This window comes from Streptomyces sp. NPDC048664 (assembly GCF_040650555.1).
In the GTDB taxonomy this organism is placed as follows: Bacteria; Actinomycetota; Actinomycetes; order Streptomycetales; family Streptomycetaceae; genus Streptomyces.
This window is the reverse complement of the sequence record NZ_JBEZHK010000021.1, coordinates 122,341-142,220: the sequence shown is the minus strand read 5'-3', so window position 1 is coordinate 142,220 and position 19,880 is coordinate 122,341. Positions and strand designations below refer to the sequence as shown.

Annotated in this window: 21 protein-coding genes and 1 tRNA gene; 10 read left to right on the top strand and 12 right to left on the bottom strand. The window is 71.1% G+C overall.

The features are described 5' to 3' along the window. Window positions 1–221: 221 nt before the first annotated feature. Window positions 222–695 (bottom strand): carboxymuconolactone decarboxylase family protein, encoded by a 474-nt coding sequence (locus AB0C59_RS22905; RefSeq protein ID WP_363007368.1) that lies wholly within the window; start codon window positions 693–695, stop codon window positions 222–224. Window positions 696–919: 224 nt separating this feature from the next. On the opposite strand from AB0C59_RS22905, the gene AB0C59_RS22900 reads away from it, so the two are divergent. Both AB0C59_RS22900 and AB0C59_RS22895 read left to right on the top strand, forming a co-directional pair. Further along, a complete protein-coding gene (locus AB0C59_RS22900; RefSeq protein ID WP_363007366.1) occupies window positions 920–1,222 on the top strand; it encodes a hypothetical protein in 303 nt (100 codons plus the stop codon). Between the two features lie 32 nt (window positions 1,223–1,254). Beyond that, on the top strand, window positions 1,255–1,809 hold the full coding sequence (locus AB0C59_RS22895) for a levansucrase (RefSeq protein ID WP_363007364.1): 555 nt from the start codon (window positions 1,255–1,257) through the stop codon (window positions 1,807–1,809). 45 nt (window positions 1,810–1,854) lie between these two features. Here AB0C59_RS22895 and AB0C59_RS22890 read toward each other — a convergent pair whose 3' ends face one another. Both AB0C59_RS22890 and AB0C59_RS22885 read right to left on the bottom strand, forming a co-directional pair. Further along, window positions 1,855–3,318, bottom strand: a complete 1,464-nt coding sequence (locus tag AB0C59_RS22890) for an MFS transporter (RefSeq protein WP_363007362.1) — start codon at window positions 3,316–3,318, stop codon at window positions 1,855–1,857. 117 nt (window positions 3,319–3,435) lie between these two features. Next, entirely contained in the window at window positions 3,436–4,698 is a 1,263-nt protein-coding gene (locus tag AB0C59_RS22885; protein WP_363007386.1) for a DUF445 domain-containing protein, read from the bottom strand. A gap of 396 nt (window positions 4,699–5,094) precedes the next feature. Between AB0C59_RS22885 and AB0C59_RS22880 the strand changes: the two genes are divergently transcribed. Next, window positions 5,095–6,489 (top strand): SGNH/GDSL hydrolase family protein, encoded by a 1,395-nt coding sequence (locus tag AB0C59_RS22880; RefSeq protein WP_363007361.1) that lies wholly within the window; start codon window positions 5,095–5,097, stop codon window positions 6,487–6,489. Window positions 6,490–6,640: 151 nt separating this feature from the next. On the opposite strand, the gene AB0C59_RS22875 is transcribed toward AB0C59_RS22880, so the two are convergent. The 4 genes from AB0C59_RS22875 to AB0C59_RS22860 form a co-directional block, all read right to left on the bottom strand. Beyond that, window positions 6,641–7,552 carry a DUF1707 domain-containing protein gene (locus AB0C59_RS22875; protein WP_363007359.1) on the bottom strand — a complete coding sequence of 304 codons (912 nt, stop codon included), beginning with the start codon at window positions 7,550–7,552 and terminating at the stop codon, window positions 6,641–6,643. A gap of 33 nt (window positions 7,553–7,585) precedes the next feature. Next, on the bottom strand, window positions 7,586–8,620 hold the full coding sequence (locus AB0C59_RS22870) for an ATP-binding cassette domain-containing protein (protein ID WP_363007357.1): 1,035 nt from the start codon (window positions 8,618–8,620) through the stop codon (window positions 7,586–7,588). Window positions 8,621–8,627: 7 nt separating this feature from the next. Further along, the gene (locus AB0C59_RS22865; RefSeq protein ID WP_363007384.1) at window positions 8,628–9,443 is read right to left on the bottom strand and encodes an ABC transporter permease; all 816 of its coding nucleotides are present in this window, start codon (window positions 9,441–9,443) and stop codon (window positions 8,628–8,630) included. Window positions 9,444–9,588: 145 nt separating this feature from the next. Next, entirely contained in the window at window positions 9,589–10,401 is an 813-nt protein-coding gene (locus AB0C59_RS22860; RefSeq protein WP_363007355.1) for an ABC-2 family transporter protein, read from the bottom strand. Between the two features lie 210 nt (window positions 10,402–10,611). Between AB0C59_RS22860 and AB0C59_RS22855 the strand changes: the two genes are divergently transcribed. Beyond that, entirely contained in the window at window positions 10,612–13,041 is a 2,430-nt protein-coding gene (locus AB0C59_RS22855; protein WP_363007353.1) for a transglycosylase domain-containing protein, read from the top strand. Window positions 13,042–13,133: 92 nt separating this feature from the next. Here AB0C59_RS22855 and bcp read toward each other — a convergent pair whose 3' ends face one another. After that, the gene (bcp, locus tag AB0C59_RS22850) at window positions 13,134–13,601 is read right to left on the bottom strand and encodes a thioredoxin-dependent thiol peroxidase (RefSeq protein ID WP_363007351.1); all 468 of its coding nucleotides are present in this window, start codon (window positions 13,599–13,601) and stop codon (window positions 13,134–13,136) included. Between the two features lie 162 nt (window positions 13,602–13,763). Here bcp and AB0C59_RS22845 point away from each other — a divergent pair, with 162 nt between their 5' ends. From AB0C59_RS22845 to AB0C59_RS22825, 5 genes are all read left to right on the top strand, one after another. After that, window positions 13,764–14,102 carry a DUF3618 domain-containing protein gene (locus AB0C59_RS22845; RefSeq protein ID WP_363007349.1) on the top strand — a complete coding sequence of 113 codons (339 nt, stop codon included), beginning with the start codon at window positions 13,764–13,766 and terminating at the stop codon, window positions 14,100–14,102. A 43-nt stretch (window positions 14,103–14,145) separates the two neighbouring features. After that, window positions 14,146–14,487, top strand: coding sequence for a co-chaperone GroES (locus AB0C59_RS22840; protein WP_043440554.1), 342 nt, complete (start codon window positions 14,146–14,148; stop codon window positions 14,485–14,487). A gap of 162 nt (window positions 14,488–14,649) precedes the next feature. Beyond that, complete coding sequence (locus AB0C59_RS22835) at window positions 14,650–15,294, top strand: HNH endonuclease (RefSeq protein ID WP_363007347.1); 645 nt, start codon at window positions 14,650–14,652, stop codon at window positions 15,292–15,294. Then, entirely contained in the window at window positions 15,291–15,782 is a 492-nt protein-coding gene (locus tag AB0C59_RS22830) for an HNH endonuclease (protein ID WP_363007346.1), read from the top strand. Before AB0C59_RS22835 ends, AB0C59_RS22830 begins: the two co-directional genes overlap by 4 nt. Window positions 15,783–15,797: 15 nt before the next feature. Next, window positions 15,798–15,875 (top strand) — tRNA-Leu (locus tag AB0C59_RS22825). Between the two features lie 46 nt (window positions 15,876–15,921). On the opposite strand, the gene rdgB is transcribed toward AB0C59_RS22825, so the two are convergent. From rdgB to AB0C59_RS22805, 4 genes are all read right to left on the bottom strand, one after another. Beyond that, window positions 15,922–16,524 carry an RdgB/HAM1 family non-canonical purine NTP pyrophosphatase gene (rdgB, locus tag AB0C59_RS22820; RefSeq protein WP_363007344.1) on the bottom strand — a complete coding sequence of 201 codons (603 nt, stop codon included), beginning with the start codon at window positions 16,522–16,524 and terminating at the stop codon, window positions 15,922–15,924. A 40-nt stretch (window positions 16,525–16,564) separates the two neighbouring features. Continuing rightward, the gene (locus AB0C59_RS22815; RefSeq protein ID WP_363007342.1) at window positions 16,565–16,963 is read right to left on the bottom strand and encodes a hypothetical protein; all 399 of its coding nucleotides are present in this window, start codon (window positions 16,961–16,963) and stop codon (window positions 16,565–16,567) included. A gap of 107 nt (window positions 16,964–17,070) precedes the next feature. Continuing rightward, complete coding sequence (rph, locus tag AB0C59_RS22810; RefSeq protein WP_363007340.1) at window positions 17,071–17,802, bottom strand: ribonuclease PH; 732 nt, start codon at window positions 17,800–17,802, stop codon at window positions 17,071–17,073. Between the two features lie 98 nt (window positions 17,803–17,900). Further along, window positions 17,901–18,149, bottom strand: a complete 249-nt coding sequence (locus AB0C59_RS22805) for a PTS glucose/sucrose transporter subunit IIB (RefSeq protein ID WP_363007382.1) — start codon at window positions 18,147–18,149, stop codon at window positions 17,901–17,903. A gap of 431 nt (window positions 18,150–18,580) precedes the next feature. Between AB0C59_RS22805 and AB0C59_RS22800 the strand changes: the two genes are divergently transcribed. Next, complete coding sequence (locus tag AB0C59_RS22800) at window positions 18,581–19,849, top strand: PTS transporter subunit EIIC (RefSeq protein WP_363007338.1); 1,269 nt, start codon at window positions 18,581–18,583, stop codon at window positions 19,847–19,849. Window positions 19,850–19,880: the final 31 nt, after the last annotated feature.

The following is a 19,880-nucleotide window of genomic DNA, read 5'->3' as shown; positions in this document are numbered from 1 at the left end:
ACGATCCACGGACGGGACTCCCTCTTCCCCACGGATGGCCTAACGAGTAGCCCAGCTGACAGTCACGCCATCACACCACTTCTGTTAGGACCTTTTATGCCGCCATCACCGCAAGCTAGTCAGCGACGACGGGCGGAGACTCTGCACCCAGCCCTCGGGCCGGTCCCGGAAGGCGGGGTTCGTCCTCCGGGGCCGGGCCGGGGCGCGGGGGGTGGGGGGCGTCAGCCGAACATGCCCGGCTGGTAGTCGCCCGCCGGCTGCTGGACGATCACGTTCAGGCGGTTGTACGCGTTGATCAGGGCGATCAGGGAGACCAGGGCCGCGAGCTGGTCCTCGTCGTAGTGCTTCGCGGCGTTCGACCAGGCCTCGTCGGTGACGCCGCCGGCCGCGTCGGCGATGCGGGTGCCCTGTTCCACCAGGTCCAGGGCGGCGCGCTCCGCGTCGGTGAAGGCCTTGGCCTCCCTCCAGACCGCGACCAGGTTGAGGCGCAGGGAGGTCTCGCCCGCGGCGGCGGCGTCCTTGCTGTGCATGTCGGTGCAGAAACCGCAGCCGTTGATCTGGCTGGCGCGGAGCTTCACCAGCTCCTGGGTCGCCTTCGGCAGCGTCGAGTCGTCCAGGACCTTGGCCGCCGCGTTGAGGTGGCGCAGGAACTTGCCGGACACGGCGTTGCCGAACAGGCTGAGACGGGCTTCCATCGGGATCTCCTCGCGGTGATGTCGAGCGGTACACAGCACTGACGTGACGGGCCCCCGGAATGTGACAGCCGGACGGGGCGGATTCGTGTGACCTGCGTCTCATGGGGAGTGTCGGGGTCCGCCGGGTCGGTCCGGGGGCCCGTCGCCCCCGGGGATAGCCTCGGTGGGTCAGGTGTCGGCGGGTGTCCTCGCGGGGATGCCCAGCAGCGGGAGGGCTTGCAGCGATGGCGAAGGTTCCCACGGCCGTGGTGGCCGCCGGTGGGCTTGTCGGTGGGTACGGAGTCGCCCGGTGGAGCAGGAGGCGCCCGCTGGGCGGGGCCGTGCTCGCCGTCGCCGGGGCCGCGTCCGCTCAGCGGTGGCGGCGGCAGGCGGGCGGTCCCGCGGCCGGGGCGCTGACCGCCGCGTACGTCGCCGCGTTCGCGGGGTCGCATCCGCTCGCCAGGAAGGTCGGCGCGTGGCCGGCGGTGTTCGGTGTGGCCGGTGCTGTCGCGCTCGCCTCCTGGGCCGTGGCCGACCGGCGCGGGTAGGCGGGGCGCGGTCAGGTCGTAGGATCCTGGCCATGTACGAACAGGGGTACGGACCCGGGCACGGGCAGGCGTACGGACCGGGCTACGGGCAGGCGCGGTCGGCCTCCGGCGCCTATCTCGCCGCGCTCGAAGGGCGGCTCACCGCCGATGGATGCACCACGCGGTGGGAGGACTGGGGCGGCACGACCGTCCTGGTGGGGCGGCGGTCCGACTTCCGGATGAAGTGGATGGCCACCACGCTGCACCTGTTCACGGTGGCCGCCGCGGTCCCCGCGGTCACGGTGGGGACCATCGCGGACTTCACCGACACCGTGATGAGGTACGCCAAGGACAACAAGGGCGGGCTTCCCGGCGGCCTGCAGACCGGCGTGGCCGCCTTCCCCGTGCTGGTCGGCGAGAGCGTCGAACCGGGCGCCGTCCACTTCGCCGAGTCCCGGCAGCGCGTCAGGTTCGCGTGCATGGCGCGCCCGGTGGTGGTCGACAGCACGCACCAGTACGTGGGGACGTACCGCGGCAAGCCCGCCCTCGGCCGGGTCTACGCCTCCCATCTCATCGAGAAGGGCACGCGGTACTTCTACGGCGCCTGAGCACCCCTGACACGAGGTCATGGCACGCGGGCGCGAGGGGCGGGGTCACGGGGCGGCCGGCGCCGCCGCCGTCAGCGGGGTCGCGATGTCCTCCAGGGAGCGGCGCTCCGCCTTCACCGCGAGCAGCGCGGCGACCAGGCCCGCCGCGCACATCAGGCCCGCGCCGATCTGGAAGGCGAGCACCGTGTCGCCGACCCGGCCGGTGTTCGTGAGGTCCGCGAACAGCAGCGGGCCGCTGATGCCGCCCGCTGCGGTCCCCAGGGCGTAGAAGAAGGCGATCGACATGGCCCTGGTCTCCATCGGGAAGATCTCCGAGACCGTCAGGTAGGCGCTGGAGGCGCCCGCGGAGGCGAAGAACAGCACCACGCACCAGCAGGCCGTCAGCGTGTCCGCGCTCAGCGAGCCCCGGCCGAACAGCCAGGCCGTGCCGAACAGCAGCAGGCCCGAGAGCAGATAGGTGGAGGAGATCATCACCCGTCGGCCCACCGTGTCGAAGAGCTTGCCCAGGACCAGCGGGCCCAGGAAGTTGCCCACGGCGATGACGGCGAAGTAGTAGCCCGTCCTGCCGGTGGGGACGTCGAAGAACTTCGTCAGGATCGCGCCGAACCCGAAGGTGATCGCGTTGTACAGGAACGCCTGGCCGATGAAGAGCGAGAAGCCGAGCACCGCGCGCCTGCGGTAGCGGCCGAAGACCGTGCGGGCGATCTCACCGAACCCGATGCTCTCGCGCTGGTGGATGGTGATCTCGCGGTCGGCGCGGGGCAGGGGCTCCCCGGTCTGAGTCTCGATCTTCTGTTCGATATCCGTCACCACCTCCTCCGCCTCCCGCTCCCTGCCGTGGATCAGCAGCCAGCGCGGGCTCTCCGGGACATGGCGCCGGACCAGGAGGATGACCAGGCCCAGGACCACGCCCAGTGCGAAGGTGAGTCGCCAGCCCACGTCCTTGGGCAGGAAGTCCGTGTTCAGGGCGAGGATCGACAGGAGCGAGCCGCCCACCGCGCCCAGCCAGAAGCTGCCGTTGATGACCAGGTCGACACGGCCGCGGTAGTTGGCCGGGATCAGCTCGTCGATCGCGGAGTTGATCGCCGCGTACTCGCCGCCGATCCCGAAGCCCGTGAAGAAGCGGAAGAGGAAGAACCACCAGGTCGAGAAGGAGACCGCGGTCAGCGCGGTGGCCCCCAGATACACCGCCAGAGTGATCATGAAGAGGTTCTTGCGGCCGTAGCGGTCGGTCAGCCGGCCCCAGAACAGCGCGCCGGAGCAGGCGCCCGCCACGTACAGCGCGGCGGCGACGCCCGTGACCTGGCCGGAGGAGATCGGCAGTCCGCTGCCCGGTTCGGACAGCCGGCCCGCGATGTTGCCGACGACCGTGACCTCCAGGCCGTCGAGGATCCACACCGTGCCGAGCCCGAACACGATCGTCCAGTGCCAGCGCGACCAGGGAAGCCGGTCGAGGCGGGCGGGAATGGCGGTGGTGACCGTGCCGGGCCGGGGCGCGGTGACGGACATGGGCTGCCTCCGTCGATGGGGCCGACAAGACTCCTCGGGGGGCGGCTGGCGCCGCCGCACCCACCTCGGGTGCCCCTTCGGCGGCCGGTTACGCGCCGGGGCCCCCGCGACCGCCGACTACGCCCCCAGCACCCGCGACACCGTGTAGATCAGCAGACCGGCCAGGGAGCCCACCACCGTGCCGTTGATCCGGATGAACTGCAGGTCGCGGCCGATGTGCGCCTCGATCTTCCGCGTGGTGTGCCCGGCGTCCCAGCTCGCGACCGTGTCGGTGATCAAGGACGTGATCTCCCTGCGGTACGTCGTCACGACGTGCACCGCCACGCCCTCCACCCAGGTGTCGACCTTGGCCTGCGCCTTCGGCTCGGTCGCCATCCGGGCGCCCAGCGACATCAGCGAGGCCCGCACCCGCAACCGCAGCTCACTGCGCTCGTCCTCGGCGGCCGACACGATCATGGAGCGTACGGCCGTCCAGGCGGAGGCGATCAGGTCCTGGACCTCGCCACGCCCCAGCACCTCGCCCTTGAGCCGCTCCACACGCGCCCGGGTGTCCGTGTCGGACTGCAGGTCGGAGGCGAAGTCGACCAGGAACCGGTCCAGGGCGCCCCGCGCGGGATGCCCGGGCGCGTCCCGCATCTCCGTGACGAAGCGCAGGAGTTCCTTGTAGATCCGCTCGCCCACCCTCTTGTCCACGAACCGGGGCGTCCAGCCGGGGGCACCGCCCTGGACGGCCGCCATGACCTGGTCGTCGTGCAGCACCAGCCAGTCGTGCGCGCGCACGCACAGGAGGTCCACGACCCGCCGGTGGCCGCCGTCCCCGACGATCCTCTCCAGCAGCTTGCCGAGCCCGGGCGCTATCTCCTGGGCCTCCGCGCGCCGGGTGACCGCCTCGCCCACCACCGCCTTGACGTCCGAGTCGCGTAGGACGGTCAGCGCGCCGCGCACGGCCGTCGCCAGCTCCGCCGTCACCCGGTCCGCGTTGCGGGGTTCGGCGAGCCAGGCGCCCAGGCGCGCGGCGATACCGACCGAGCGCAGACGCTGCCGTACGACCTCCTGGGACAGGAAGTTCTCGCCGACGAACTCGCCGAGGGAGACGCCCAGCTGGTCCTTCTTGTGGGGGATGATCGCCGTGTGCGGGATGGGCAGGCCGAGGGGGTGCCTGAAGAGCGCGGTGACCGCGAACCAGTCGGCCAGCGCGCCGACCATGCCCGCCTCGGCCGCCGCGGCCACATATCCGGCCCAGGGGCCCGCCCCGGAGTTCCGCGCCGAGGTGGCCAGGACGTACACGAGCGCCACCAGGAGCAGCAGCCCGGTGGCCATGCCCTTCATCCGTCGTACGCCGCGCCGCTTCTCCTCGTCGGCGGGGCTGAAGGACGTCATCGCCCGGTTCGGGACGGCGGTCGTCGCCGCGGATCCGGGCGCGGGCCCGGGTGGGGATCCCGGCGGGGATCCGGGCAGGGGCGGGTCGGCGGGCCGCTCCGCCCGCGCCGTCCGCTCCGCCTGCTCCAAGCGGTCCGCCTGTTCCGTGCGTTCCATCCGTCTCATGGGCTCCACCCGTTACACCCGTTCCTGTCCCCCGTACATTGTCCCTTCCTGACCGACTCCTGGAACTGAACAGGAGTTCCCGGCGTCTGTTGGGGCGGAGAAGTCTCGGGGTTTTCTCAGGGCCCATCGGGTTTCCGGCCCCCCTGAAGCCTCCATCCACCCCATGACGCATCATGGAGTTGGTCAGTACCGGAGCCCCAAGCTCCCCTCTTCGAGGAGAACACGCACCGCATGACCAGGCGAAACGGTTATGCCCTGCTCGCGGCCCTGTGCGCGGTCGTACTCGCCGTGTCGGCCGCCATCTACGTCGGTGTCAGGGCCGACGGCGGCAGCGGCACAGGCTTCGGCTCGGGCATTCTCGGCGACGGCCGCCCGGCCCCGCACCGCTCCGTCGCACCCGTCTCCGCGGGCACCTGGGTCGGCGCCTGGTCGGCCTCGCCCTCGGGCGCCGAACCCGGCACGGAGCCCGGCACCGGGCCCGGCACGGACGGCACCGGCGACACCGGGGCGGCCGACCTGGCCGGCACGGCCGGGAAGTCCGTGCGCAACGTCGTGCACACGGGCATCGGCGGCACCGGCGCCCGGATCACCCTCTCCAACCTGTACGGCCAAAAGCCCCTGGACATCACGCACGCCTCGATCGCGGTCGCGGCCTCGCACGCCGACGCGAGCGCCGTCCCCGACACGATGCGCCGCCTCACCTTCGACGGCGCCCTCTCGGTCGTCATCGCGCCCGGCCGCCAAGTGGTCAGCGACGCCGTGCGGGTCGCGATACCGCGCGGCTCGGACGTCCTCGTGACCACGTACTCCCCCACTCCGGCGGGCGCGGTCACCTTCCACGCACGGGCCCGCCAGATCTCCTACCTCGCCGCCGGCGACCGCACCGAGGACACGGTCGGCGCCGCCTACACCGAGCAGACCCCGTACTGGCGCTATCTGACCGCGCTCGACCTGCTGAGCAACGAGTCGGTGGGCACGGTCGTCGCCCTCGGCGACTCGATCACCGACGGCATCACCTCCACCCTGGACACCAACCGCCGCTGGACGGACGTGCTCGGCGAGCGGCTGCGCCAGGCCGCCGGATCCGGCGACGTGCCCCGCTACAGCGTGGTCAACGCGGGCATCAGCGGCAACCAGGTGCTGGCCGACGGCCCCGGGCAGCCGGCCGACAACGCCAGCGCCCTGCACCGCTTCGGGCGCGACGTCCTGGACCGTACCGGCGCGAAGGTCGTCGTCATCGACCTCGGGGTCAACGACATCCTGCGCAACCCCGGCCACGCCGATCCGCAGCGCATCACCGCCGGGCTGCGGACCCTGGTCGCCGAGGCGCACGCACGCGGCCTGAAGGTGGTCGGCGCCACGCTGATGCCGTTCCAGGGCCACCGCGGCTACCGGGCCGACCGCGAGCAGGCGCGGCAGACCGTGAACGAGCTGATCCGCTCCGGCACGGTCTACGACGACGTCGTCGACTTCGACCGGGCGCTGCGCGACCCCTACGACCCGCGCAGGCTGCTGCCCGAGTACGACTCGGGCGACCATCTCCACCCCAGCGACGCGGGCTTTCGCCGGATGGCGGAGGTCTTCGACCTGACCTCGCTCAAGGGGACCGCGCCGGCCACGGCGTAGCGGACGCGGGCCCTCTCCCCTCCGGTCCCGCCGTCACCGGGCGTAGGGTCGGCGGTCCGTGGGGGGACACGGCTCGTTCGGCCACCGGGCCGGACAGCGCGACGGCTCGCGCCGCCCGTACGTCCACCCCGTACGTCCGCCCGTACGTCCGTCAGTACCCCCGGCGGTCCCGCCGCCGCTCGTGGCGGTCGTGGCGTTCGTCGCGCCGGGCCTCACGGCGTTCGCGATGCAGTTCGCGCCGCTCCTCGTGCCGCTCCCGGCGCTCCTCCAGGTGTTCCTGCACCAGCTCGTGCCGCTCCTCCATCGCCTCGCGGAGAGTCGACTCCAGCCCCCTGCGGGACGCCTTACGGTCCAGCTTGTCCTGGCGGCGCGCCTCCTTCTGGCGCAGCCGCTCGGCCCGGGTCAGCTTGCGCTCCACCCCGACCCCGCCCCAGAACGCGAACCCGGTGACGATCACGCGCGGCGCGCCCGGATCCGCGGGCACGCCCTCCTCGCGGTGGTCGAAGCCGCCCATGATCCCGATGCCGCGCACGACCACCTCGACGCCGGGCGGCACGACGACGTTCATCCCGCCCATGATCGCGATGCAGTTGATCTCGATCTCGCGGTCGGCGAAGTCCGCCTCGCGCAGGTCGATCTCGCCACCGCCCCAGAACGCGAAGGAGTTGAACCGCTTCGGCGCCGTCCAGCGGCCCTTGCGCTGGAAGCCGGACATGATGGCCACCGCCCAGCTCGACGACCCGTCGCCGCCGACGATCCGTCCGGCCCAACCACCGCCGTCCCGCGGCTCCTTGGTCAGTGACACGGCGGGGTCGGAGAGCACGGCGGGGACGGACACGCCCGCGGACGGCAGGTCCCGGGTGACCGGCACCAGTTCCCCGTACGTGCGCGCCTTGTACGTCGCCTCCAGACGCTCCTCGAACTCCTCCATGTCCAGACGCCCCTCGGCGAGAGCGTCCCGCAGGACCTCCGCGACCTTTTCGCGATCGGCGTCGGAGGCCCGGAGATCGGCGGGCGCGGGCGGCCCGGAAGGTGTCCCGTCGGAAGACACAGCATCGGTCATACGCTCAGCCTACGAGTTGAGCCGGGCACGCGGCTACGACACCGCGCGCTCCCCTCGGTCCGCCCCGTCCGCCCCCTCCGCCCCGTCCGCCCCGTCCGCCCGCTCGGCGTACATCGTGGCGATCACCGCCTCGATGTCCGGCTCCCGCACCGAGAGGTCCACCAGCGGACACTTCGCCGCCACCCGTGCCACCAGTACGGCCGCCGACTGCGCCGCCGGGAACGCCAGCCACTGCCGGGGCCCCTCGACCCGCACCACCCGCGCGCCCGGCACCACGATCGGCGGCAGCTCCCGCTCCAGGTCGACCACGAGGGTGCGTTCGCTCTCGCCCACCTCGTGCAGCCCGGCGAGGGAACCGTCGTACACCAGCCGGCCGTGGTCGATGACCATCACCCGGGAGCACAGCTGCTCGATGTCCTTCAGGTCGTGCGTGGTGAGCAGCACCGTCGTACCGCGCTCGGCGTTCAGGTCCCGCAGGAAGTCGCGCACCCTGACCTTGGAGACGACGTCGAGCCCGATGGTCGGCTCGTCGAGGTAGAGCACCTCCGGATCGTGCAGCAGCGCCGCCGCGATGTCGCCGCGCATCCGCTGCCCCAGGGACAGTTGGCGCACCGGGACGTCCAGCAGCGCGCCCAGCTCCAGGAGTTCGACACAGCGGTCCAGGTTCTCGCGGTAACGCCCGTCCGGGATGCGGTACATGCGGTGCATCAACCGGTAGGAGTCGATCAGCGGCAGGTCCCACCACAGCGTCGTGCGCTGCCCGAACACCACCCCGATGCGCCGGGCCAGCCTCGTCCGTTCGCGGGAGGGATCGATGCCGGCCACCCGCAGCCGGCCCCCGCTGGGCGTCAGGATGCCGGTCAGCATCTTGATCGTGGTGGACTTCCCGGCGCCGTTCGGCCCGATGTAGCCGACCATCTCGCCACGCGCCACGCTGAAGGAGATCGAGTCCACGGCCCGCACCCGCCGCAGTTCCCGGCGCAGGAGACCGGTCCGCCTGCGGACGTCGAAGACCTTCTCGACCCGGTCCAGCTCGATGAAACCGCCGTCCGTCGCTTCTGTCGCCATCAGCCCCTCAACTTCCCGTGCTCCGGTACGAACGCAGTCCCACGCGCCACGCCAGCCCCGCGAGCGCGCAGCAGCACACCGCCACCAGCGGCGGGGCGAACGCGGTCCACCCCGGCAGCGCGAGCGGATAGGGCCGCCCCAGCACGTACAGCGCGGGCAGCCAGTTGACGAAGGCCAGCGGCAGCACGAAGGTCGCCCCACGCAGCAGGTCCTTCGCGAACACCGTGGGCGGGTACTGCAGCAGTGTCTGGCCGCCGTACGTGAACGAGTTCTGCACCTCGGAGGCGTCCTGCGCGGCGAACTGGAACGCCGCGCCCGCCACGAACACGGCGCAGAAGATCGCGGCACCGCTCAGCACCGCCAGGGGCACCACCAGCACCTTCAGCGGCGTCCAGGACAGCGGCAGCACGGCGAGCGCGTACCCGAGGACCAGCACCCCCTGGGTGAGCCGGCCGACGCGGCGCAGCCCGAAGCGGTCCGCCGCGACCTGGGCGAGCACGGGCACCGGGCGCACCATGAACGTGTCCAGCGTGCCGTCCCGCACCCGCCGCCCCAGCCGTTCCATCGAGCCGAGCGCGAGGTCGGCGAGGCCGAAGGCGGTGGCGGAGAGGCCGTAGAGGAAGGCGACCTCGTGCAGGCCGTAGCCGCCGAGCGCGTCGGTCCGCGAGAACATCAGCAGGATGGCGACGAAATCGAACGCGGTGCCGGCGAAGTTGCCGAACGCGGTCATCACGAAGGAGACGCGGTAGGCCATCGTGGAGCGGATCCACATCCCGGCGATCAGAAAGTAGGCGCGCACGCCCTCGCGCAGGCCCTCACGCATCCGGCCGAACGCCCGCGCCCCGCCGCCCGCCGCGCCCGGGTCCCCGCCGTACGCCACCGTGCCGAGCGCCTCGCCGTACGGCGCCGCGCCCCGCTCCCCACGCTCCCGGCGCGCCTCCCGCACCCCGCGCGCCTCGTACGGGCTCTCAGCCACCCTGGACCACCACCCTCCGTGTCGCCACCGACTGCAGCAGCCGCCCCAGGGCGAGCAGCACGATCGCCCAGACGCCCTGGAAGGCGAACGTGGGCAGCGGGGAAGCCGTACCGAGGAGCACGTCCACCGGCGCCTGGAGCAGGGCCGACCAGGGCAGCACGCGGACGACCTCGCCGAGGGCGCCGGGGAAGACGTTGAGCGGCAGCAGCATGCCCGAGCAGAAGACCGCGACCAGCCCGGCGAGCTGCGCGGCGCCCGCCCCGTCCAGCAGCCAGAACGCCGACAGCGCGACCAGGAAGCGGATCGCGAATCCCACCACCACGGCGAGCGCGACCGCGACCGCGAACGCGGCCCAGGCCAGCGGCCGCGCGGGCAGCGCCAACGGGAAGACGAGCGCGCCGAACAGCAGCGGCACCACGCCCCGGCCCAGCAGATGGAACAGGGCCCTGCCCAGGTCCGAGGCCAGCCACCACAGCTGGAGATCGACCGGCCGGTACAGGTCGATCGCGATGTCGCCGGTGCGGATGCGATCGGCCAGCTCGTCCTCGAAGCCCCCGCCGAAGATCGCCACCGTCATCAGCAGCCCCTGGCTCACCCAGACGAACGTAAGGGCCTGCGCCTGGTCGTACCCCCCGAGGTGGGGGCGCTCGTCCCACAGGGCCAGATAGGTGTAGGCCAGGATCAACCCGAAGACCGTGTTGGTGAACACCCCCGCCGCCGTCGCGGTGCGATAGGTCGCGTACCGCCTGAACCCGCCGGCGGCGACAGCGGCGTACAACCGCCCCGTCCCCCTGGGACGCTCCACGGGCCCCTCCTTCGGCATCGTGCGGACGAAGCGCAGGAGCCTAGCGCGCCCGAGGAGAGGCCCTCCACATGTTTTTCACCCGCGACACTTCGTTCGCGGGGGAACGAATCACAGGGCGCGACAGTCTTCATCAGGGGACCATCAGGGGACGCAGAAGGCGTACGAGGGCGTACAGGAACGTACGACGCGAAACGGGAGTCCGGCAGCACCATGAGCGACGAGCCTCAGCCGCAGCACAGCAGCCAGGCCGACCCGCCCCCGAGCGGATCCGCACGCCCCCGGCGCACCGGGTGGCGACGACTGCTGCCGACCTGGCGCGCGGTGTTCGGCACGGTCGTGATCGTGATCCTGCTCCTGGTCGGTCTCTTCGCCCTCGGCTACTACACGGTCCAGATCCCGGCGGCCAACGCGGCGGCCACCAAGCAGAGCAACGTCTACCTGTACGCGGACGGCAGCGAGCTGGCCCGCGACGGCACCGTCAACCGCGAGAACGTGCGGCTCGGGCTGATCTCCAAGGACGCCCAGCACGCGGCACTCGCCGCCGAGGACCGCGACTTCTACACCGAGTCCGCCGTCGACCCGAAGGCCATGATCCGCGCCGGCTGGAACACGGCCACCGGCAAGGGCAGGCAGTCCGGCTCCACGATCACCCAGCAGTACGTGAAGAACTACTACCTGGGCCAGGAGCAGACCGTCACCCGCAAGTTCAAGGAGTTCTTCATCGCGATCAAGCTGGACCGCGAGAAGAGCAAGGACGACATCCTCGAGGGCTACCTCAACACCAGCTACTTCGGCCGCAACGCGTACGGCATCCAGGCCGCCGCGCAGGCCTACTACGGCGTCCAGGCCAAGGAGCTCACCGTCGGTCAGAGCGCCTACCTGGCGGCCCTGCTGAACGCGCCGAGCGAGTACGACGTGATCGCCCACCCCGAGAACAAGGCGTCGGCCGTCGCCCGCTGGAACTACGTCCTGGACGGCATGGTCAAGAAGCACTGGCTGAGCGAGACCGACCGCCGCAAGGTGACCTTCCCGATGCCGCGCGACCAGGTGTCCGGGGCCGGCATGTCCGGGCAGCGCGGCTATCTGGTCCAGGCGGTCAAGGACTACCTGGTCGGCAACAAGATCGTCGACGAGGACGACCTCGCGGGCGGCGGCTACCGCATCACCACCACCCTGGACAAGGCCAAGCAGGACGCCTTCGTCCAGGCCGTGGACGACCGGGTGATGAGCAAGCTCGACAAGAAGGGCAACAAGGCCGACCGCTACGTCCGCGCGGGCGGCGTCTCCATCGACCCGAGGACCGGCAAGGTCGTCGCGATGTACGGCGGCGTCGACTACACCAAGCAGTACGTCAACAACGCCACCCGCCGCGACTACCAGGTCGGCTCCACCTTCAAGCCGTTCGTCCTCACCTCCGCCGTGCAGAACGACTCCCGCACGCAGGACGGCGACACCATCACCCCGAACACCGTGTACGACGGCATGGACAAGCGCCCGGTCGAGGGCTGGAGCGGCCCGCGCTACGCGCCCGAGAACGAGGACAACGTCGACTACGGCCCGATCACCGTCCGCACGGCCACCGACAAGTCGGTGAACGCGGTGTACGCGCAGATGGCGGTGGACGTCGGCCCCGCCAAGGTCAAGGAGACCGCGGTCGACCTGGGGCTGCCCGAGACCACCCCGGACCTCTCCCCCACCCCCTCGATCGCCCTCGGCACCGCCACCGCGAGCGTGCTCGACATGGCCCAGGCGTACGCGACACTCGCCAACCACGGCGAACACGGCACCTACACGATGGTCGAGAAGGTCTCCAAGGACGGCGAGGACCTCACCCTGCCGTCCACGGACACCAGGCAGGCGGTCACCAGGGAGGCCGCGGACACCACCACCGCCGTCCTGCAGAGCGTGGTGGAGGGCGGCACGGCGACGGCCGCGCAGGCCGCCGGGCGACCCGCCGCGGGCAAGACGGGCACGGCCGAGGAGGACCAGGCCGCCTGGTTCGCGGGCTACACCCCGAACCTGGCCACGGTGGTCTCCGTGATGGGCCAGGACCCGGACACCGGCAAGCACAAGTCGCTCTACGGCGCCCTGGGCCTGTCCCGCATCAACGGCGGCGGGGCGCCCACGGAGATCTGGGCCCAGTACACCAGGAAGGCCCTGGTCGACGAGCCGGTGAAGTACTTCGACCTCCAGGTCCAGCCCGGCGCGGACCAGACCCTGGAGCCCACCACGGGCCCCTCGGACGAATGGCCGGGCATGACCGGCGGGACCTACGACGACGGCACCACGGGCGGCTACGACACCACCCAGGGCACGGACCAGGGCCGGACGGACGGCGGCACCACGGACGACGGAGGCACCACGGCGGGCGGCGGCACCCCGGGCGACGGGGGCGCGCCCGGCCACGGCGCGGCCGCGGGCGGCGGAGGCACGCCGGGCAACGACGGACCCACCGGCGGCGGCACACCCGGCAACGGCGGGCCCACCGGCGACGGGGGCGCCACGGGAGACGGCGGCACCCCCGGCGCCGGCGGCGCGAGCGGCGACGGCGGAGCGGGGGGCGCGGACGCGGGCGGCGCAGGTGCAGGCGGAGGTGGAGGTGGAGGCGCGGGCGGGACACCGGGCGGCACGGGGCTCTGACCGCCGGGGTCCGAGGACCGCGGCACCCGAGCCCCGTCGCTCAGGCCCCGTCCCTCAGACCGCGGCGGCGCCCGGGGCCGGCGCGGTGCGGCTCAGATCCCCAGATCCTTGATGATCTTCGCGACATGACCGGTCGCCCGCACGTTGTACAGCGCCCGCTCGACCTTGCCCTCCTCGTCCACGACCACCGTGGAGCGGATGACCCCGACGACCTTCTTGCCGTACATCGTCTTCTCACCGAAGGCGCCGTACGCCTCCAGGACCTCCTTGTCCGGGTCACCGACCAGGGTGACCCTCAGGGACTCCTTCTCCCGGAACTTGGCGAGCTTCTCCGGCTTGTCCGGGGAGACCCCGATGACGTCGTAGCCCGCATCGGCCAGCAGGTCGAGGTTGTCCGTGAAGTCGCAGGCCTGCTTGGTGCAGCCTGGAGTGAGCGCGGCCGGGTAGAAGTACACGATGACCTTGCGGCCCTTGTGGTCGGCCAGGGAGACCTCGTTGCCGTCGGCGTCCGGCAGGGTGAAGGCGGGGGCGGTGTCGCCGGGCTGGAGTCGCTCGCTCATCGGTACCTCACGTGGCAGGGGGCGGCTTACCCGTCGAGCCTAATCTCCCCGCGGACCTCACACGGGTGCCCGAGGAGTGCGCCGGGCACGGAGCTGACAGACTGTCGAGCACAGAAACCGAAATCGCGGACCACGTCGCGAAACGACCACGGAGGAATCACGGTGGCGGACACGTCGAGCACACCGGACGCCAGGACTCCGGCGCAGATCGAGGCGGACATCAAGCGCCGCCGCGAAACCCTCGCCGAGACGCTCGACGAGATCGGCGTGCGGGTGCACCCGAAGACGATCGTCGGGGACGCCAAGGCCAAAGCGGTCTCCACCATCGACCACACGCTCGGGCGCGCCTACGTCGGGGTCAACCGGGTCGTCACCGAGGTGAAGGGGCAGTTCGTCACCGAGGAGGGCGCGCCGCGCCTGGAGCGCATCGTGCCCGTGGCGCTGGTCGCGGTCGGGCTCGTGGGGCTGCTCGCCCTGGGATCCCGGAGGCGCAAGGACTGACCCGGGGGCGCGTCGGGCGGGGCGCGGCAGGTAGGTTCGGGATGTGAGCGAGAAGACCCACCACGACAAGTTGCCGATCCGGATGCTGCACGACCGCGTGCTCGTGCGGCAGGACGCCGCCGAGGGCGAGCGCCGGTCCGGTGGCGGCATCCTGATCCCCGCGACCGCGGCCGTCGGTCGCCGCCTCGCCTGGGCCGAGGTCGTAGCGGTCGGGCAGAACGTGCGGACCGTGGAGCCGGGCGACCGGGTCCTGTACGACCCGGAGGACCGGGCCGAGGTCGAGGTGCGGGGCACCGCGTACGTCCTGATGCGCGAACGCGACCTGCACGCCGTGGCCGCGGACCGCTTCGAGGGCTCGGAGGACTCGACGGGCCTGTACCTGTAGCCCACCCCCCGCAGGGGGCTGGTGACACCGTCACCAGCCCCCTTTTCCGCATGTCCGCGGAAGACCCTCCCGTTTTCGAAAACACGCGTGTCCCTCAAACAGACGTCTCGTTGACACAGACGGGACCCGAACGGACCCCGAGACCGAACGGGGGGACACGGCATGACCACCGGCCCGTACGACAAGGAGACCCTGGCGGCAGCGGCGGCTTCCGCGCATGCGCTCTCCGCTGCGCTGGAGAACCTGGGAGTGGACCCGAGAGGCACGTCGCGACGCTATCTGCACGACCGCATGCGGAAGCTCGGCGTGGACACGTCTCACTTCGAACGAGAGACAGGAGCCCGCTGGACCAAGGAGATCCTCGAGTCGGCCGTGGCGGCGTCGACAAGCGTGAACGGCGTACTGCGTCATCTGGGAATCGAGGTCGTGGGCGGCCACCACACGAACATCAGCCGCCGGATCAGGGCATACGGCATCGACACCTCACATTTTCGGAAGTCGCCGCACGACGGCGTACCGAATCAACGCAGCTCTCCCCACTCGCTGTTGATCGAGCAGGAACCGTCGACGGCTCGGCGGCAGCCCAGCTCCCGGCTCAAGCGGGCCATGACGGCTCACGGTGTGACCGAGAACTGCGCTCTGTGCGGGCTGCCTGCCCTGTGGCAGGGTCTCCCGCTGCCGCTGGAGGTCGACCACCTGGACGGCGACTGGCGAAACAACCGCCTGGAGAACCTCCGCCTGCTGTGTCCCAACTGCCATGCGACGACGGACACCTACCGCGGACGCAACAAGGGACGGCGGGCATGACCAGGCTCACTCGCCCTTCACGGGAGATGCTCACGGAAGCCGTGACGCAGTCCCTTTCCATCGCGGAAGCACTGCGCCGCATCGGTCTGCCCAACACCTCCCACCACTACCGTCGATTCCACACGTTGATCAGCGAATACGACATCGACGTCTCCCACTTCCTGGGGCAGGCTCACCAGCGCGGCAGGCCCGGCACTCTTCCGCGCAAGCCGGCTGCCGAGGTGCTGGTCCGGCACGATGGCCGACGACGCACCAAGACCTCCCTGTTGCGTCGCGCGCTGCACGAGGTGGGTGTTCCCGAACGATGCGACATATGCGGAACCCCGCCCGAATGGCGTGGACGCCCCATGACGCTCGAGGTCGATCACCTCAACGGCGACTGGGGAGACGATCGTCGCGAGAACCTTCGGCTGCTCTGCCCCAACTGCCATGCGGTCACCGACACCTGGTGCCGAGGGCGTCAGCGAGCGACGCGCAGCTCACAGTAGAGTGGGAAGCGCTGCGGGCCCGTACCCCAGCTGGCAAGAGGGCGCCGGTTTAGGTCCGGTGTGTCGTGGGTTCGAGTCCCACCGGGCCCACCACGGGAACAGGGCGCATCATCATGATGCGCCCTGTCGTGGTCGAGCCTCAGCCCACCAGCTCCCGTACCGCCGGCACCAGGGCCCGGAAGGCCTTGCCGCGGTGGCTGATCGCGTTCTTCTCGTCCGGGGTCAGCTCCGCGCAGGTGCGCGTCTCGCCGTCCGGCTGGAGGATCGGGTCGTAGCCGAAGCCGTTCGTGCCCGAGGGGGCGGGGCGCAGGGTGCCGCGGAGTCGGCCCTCGACCACGCGCTCGGTGCCGTCGGGCAGGGCCAGGGCCGCCGCGCAGGCGAAGTGGGCGTGGCGGCGGGGTGCGTCGATGTCCTGGAGCTGGGCCAGGAGCAGGTCGAGGTTCGCCTTGTCGTCGCCGTGCCGGCCCGCCCAGCGGGCGGAGAAGATGCCGGGGGCGCCGTGCAGGACGTCGACGCACAGGCCGGAGTCGTCGGCCACGGCGGGCAGTCCGGTGGCCTGGGCCAGGGCGTGGGCTTTGAGCAGGGCGTTCTCGGCGAAGGTGACGCCGGTTTCCTTGACGTCGGGGATGTCGGGGTAGCTGTCCGCGCCGACGAGTTCGTGCGGGAGTCCCGCTTCGGCGAGGATCGCCCTGAGTTCGGTGATCTTTCCGGCGTTGCGTGTGGCGAGGATGAGGCGGGTCATGCCCCCAGTATCGGGGCTGTCCGGACGCCGCCTCACGGCGCTACGAGGTGCAGACCTTGGTGAGTTCGCCCGCCGCGTCGGTGACGGGGGTGACGTCGGGGGTGTCGTCGCCCTTCCTGACGGCTTCCCGGGCGTGGTCGACGGCTTTGCGGAGGTCGTCGACGGCCTTGTTGACGTCGACGTCGTCCGTCCGGTCGCCGAGGCTGTCGAGGTTCTTGTCGATGGCGTCGAGGGAGGCGCTGGTCCGGGTCGGGTCGTCGGCCGCGCTCTCGACGGCTTGTTGGAGGGCGGTGACGCTGTCGGCGATGGAGTCGGCGGTCTGTACGCAGTCGACCGCCTTGTTCACGGCGTCGCAGCCCGCGCTCGCGCCCACGGCCGCGAGGACGGCGACGGCGGCGAGCGCGGCGGCGGTGGTGCGTCGGCGGTGTCGCGCGACCATGGAACGATTCCCTCCCCGGCGTGTGACGGGCGCCCGGGGATTCCCCGGGCGCCCGTCACATCAGTGGTACGGCTGTGTGCGTCTTCTGCTGAGAACGCCGTGCGGCGCTAGACGGTTGCCTCCAGCGCCGCACGCTGCAGGGCGGCGAGTTCGTCGCAGCCGGCGGCGGCGAGGTCGAGCAGGGCGTTGAGTTCCTTGCGGTCGAACGGGGTGGCTTCGGCCGTGCCCTGTACTTCCACGAAGCGTCCGTCGCCGGTGCAGACGACGTTCATGTCGGTCTCGGCCCTGACGTCCTCCTCGTAGCGGAGGTCGAGGAGGGGGACGCCGTCGACGATGCCGACGGAGACGGCGGAGACGGTGCCGGTCAGGGGCTGCCGTCCGGCCTTGACGAGCTTCTTGCCCTGCGCCCAGGTGATGGCGTCGGCGAGTGCGACGTAGGCGCCGGTGATGGCGGCGGTGCGGGTGCCGCCGTCGGCCTGGAGGACGTCGCAGTCCAGGACGATGGTGTTCTCGCCGAGTGCCTTGTAGTCGATGACGGCGCGCAGGGAGCGGCCGATGAGGCGGCTGATCTCGTGGGTGCGGCCGCCGATCTTGCCCTTGACGGACTCGCGGTCGCCCCGGGTGTTGGTGGCGCGGGGCAGCATGGAGTACTCGGCGGTGACCCAGCCCTCGCCGCTGCCCTTGCGCCAGCGCGGCACGCCTTCGGTGACCGAGGCGGTGCAGAAGACCCGGGTGTCGCCGAAGGAGACGAGGACGGATCCTTCGGCGTGCTTGCTCCAGCCGCGTTCGATGGTGACGGGACGGAGCTGGTCGGCGGTGCGGCCGTCGATTCGAGACATGCCCTGAGCCTAGCCGCTGTGGGCGAGGGGCCTCTCGGGGCGGGGACGCGCCGGTGCCCGGGCGGGGAGAGGCCCCTCGTCGTGGTGAGCGCGGGGGCTCACATCATGTCTTCGATCTCCGCCGCGATGGGGTCGGCGTCCGTGCCGATGACGACCTGGATGGCGGTGCCCATCTTGACGACGCCGTGGGCGCCGGCGGCCTTGAGCGCGGCGTCGTCGACGAGCGAGGGGTCGTTGACCTCGGTGCGGAGGCGGGTGATGCAGCCCTCGACCTCCTCGATGTTGTCGATGCCGCCGAGCCCGGCGACGATCTTCTCAGCCTTGCTGGCCATGTCGTTTCTCCTGATTCGAACCAGTTCTTCGCGGTGGCCCGCGGCTGGCCCGACAGGGGGCGTACCGGCAGCGACCGTCCACCTCTGGTCTACACCACGCGGGACACGGTCACCAACGCGCGGCTCGCGACACGCACGCCCGGCGGCCGGCCCTCTCCCCCTCCGACGCGACGCTCAGGGGACGGCAGGCAACGGATGGTGATCGATATGGCCGCATGTGCTCCAGATCTCCCCATCAGGGCATTGATGCCCTTATGTCCGATGCCGCAGAATCCCAAGAGTTCCCTATCGCGGTACCCCCGTGCTAGAACAGGTCTACACCACATGTGGTGTAGACCACGTGCCACCGCCTCCGGGTCGAGTGCGGTGCCACGCTCGACCGAAGACGCCGCTGCACCCGTCCCCACCTGTGCCCTCGGGCGGCGCCTTGCCCACTGGAGGAAGTTGTGACCACGGTCAGCGCCGCCCCCGCGGCCGACAACAAGAAGAAGGGTGCCGGTGTGATGGCTGTGCTGCAGCGCATCGGCCGCAGCCTGATGCTGCCGGTGGCGGTCCTGCCCGCCGCCGCCCTCCTGGTGCGCCTCGGCAACACCGACCTGCTCGGGCGGCCGTCCTTCCCGACGTTCCTGACGAAGATCGCCGGCTACATGGCCGCGGGCGGCAACGCGATCCTCGACAACATGGCACTCCTGTTCGCGGTGGGTATCGCGATCGGGTTCGCGAAGAAGTCGGACGGCTCGACCGCGCTCTCGGCGGTCGTGGGCTACCTCGTCTTCAAGAACGTGCTGGCCACGTTCACCGACAAGAACCTGCCGAAGGTGGCCCAGGTCGTCGACGGCAAGATCGTCATGGTGAACGCGCCGGTGGACGCCAAGGTCCTCGGCGGTGTGGTGATGGGCCTCGTCGTGGCGCTGCTCTACCAGCGGTTCTACCGCACCAAGCTGCCCGACTGGGCCGGCTTCTTCGGCGGCCGCCGCCTCGTCCCGATCCTGTCGGCCTTCGCGGGCCTGGTCATCGGCGTCGTGTTCGGCTTCATCTGGCCGGTCCTCGGCACGGGTCTGCACAACTTCAGTGAGTGGCTGGTCGGTTCGGGTGCCGTCGGCGCCGGCATCTTCGGTGTCGCCAACCGTGCGCTGATCCCGATCGGCATGCACCACCTGCTCAACTCGTTCCCCTGGCTCCAGGCCGGCGACTACCACGGCAAGAGCGGCGACATCGCCCGCTTCCTGGCCGGCGACCCGACCGCGGGACAGTTCATGACCGGCTTCTTCCCGATCATGATGTTCGGGCTCCCGGCGGCCTGCCTGGCCATGGTGCACTGCGCCCGCCCGGAACGCCGCAAGGCGGTCGGCGGCATGATGCTCTCCATCGCGCTGACGAGCTTCGTGACGGGCGTGACCGAGCCGATCGAGTTCACGTTCATGTTCATCGCGCCGGTCCTGTACGGGATCCACGCGGTCCTCACCGGCGCCTCGCTCGCCCTCACGTGGGCCCTGGGCATGAAGGACGGCTTCGGCTTCTCCGCCGGCGCGGTCGACTTCGGCCTGAACTTCGGTATCGCCACCAAGCCTCTGGGCCTCGTCCTGGTGGGCCTGTGCTTCGCGGTGATCTACTACTCGGTCTTCCGGTTCGCGATCATCAGGTTCAACCTGCCCACGCCGGGCCGCGAGTCCGACGAGGAACTCGCGGAACTCCAGCGAGCCGAGGCGAAATAGCTCGCCGTGAAGAGGTGACCATCAGGGCCGC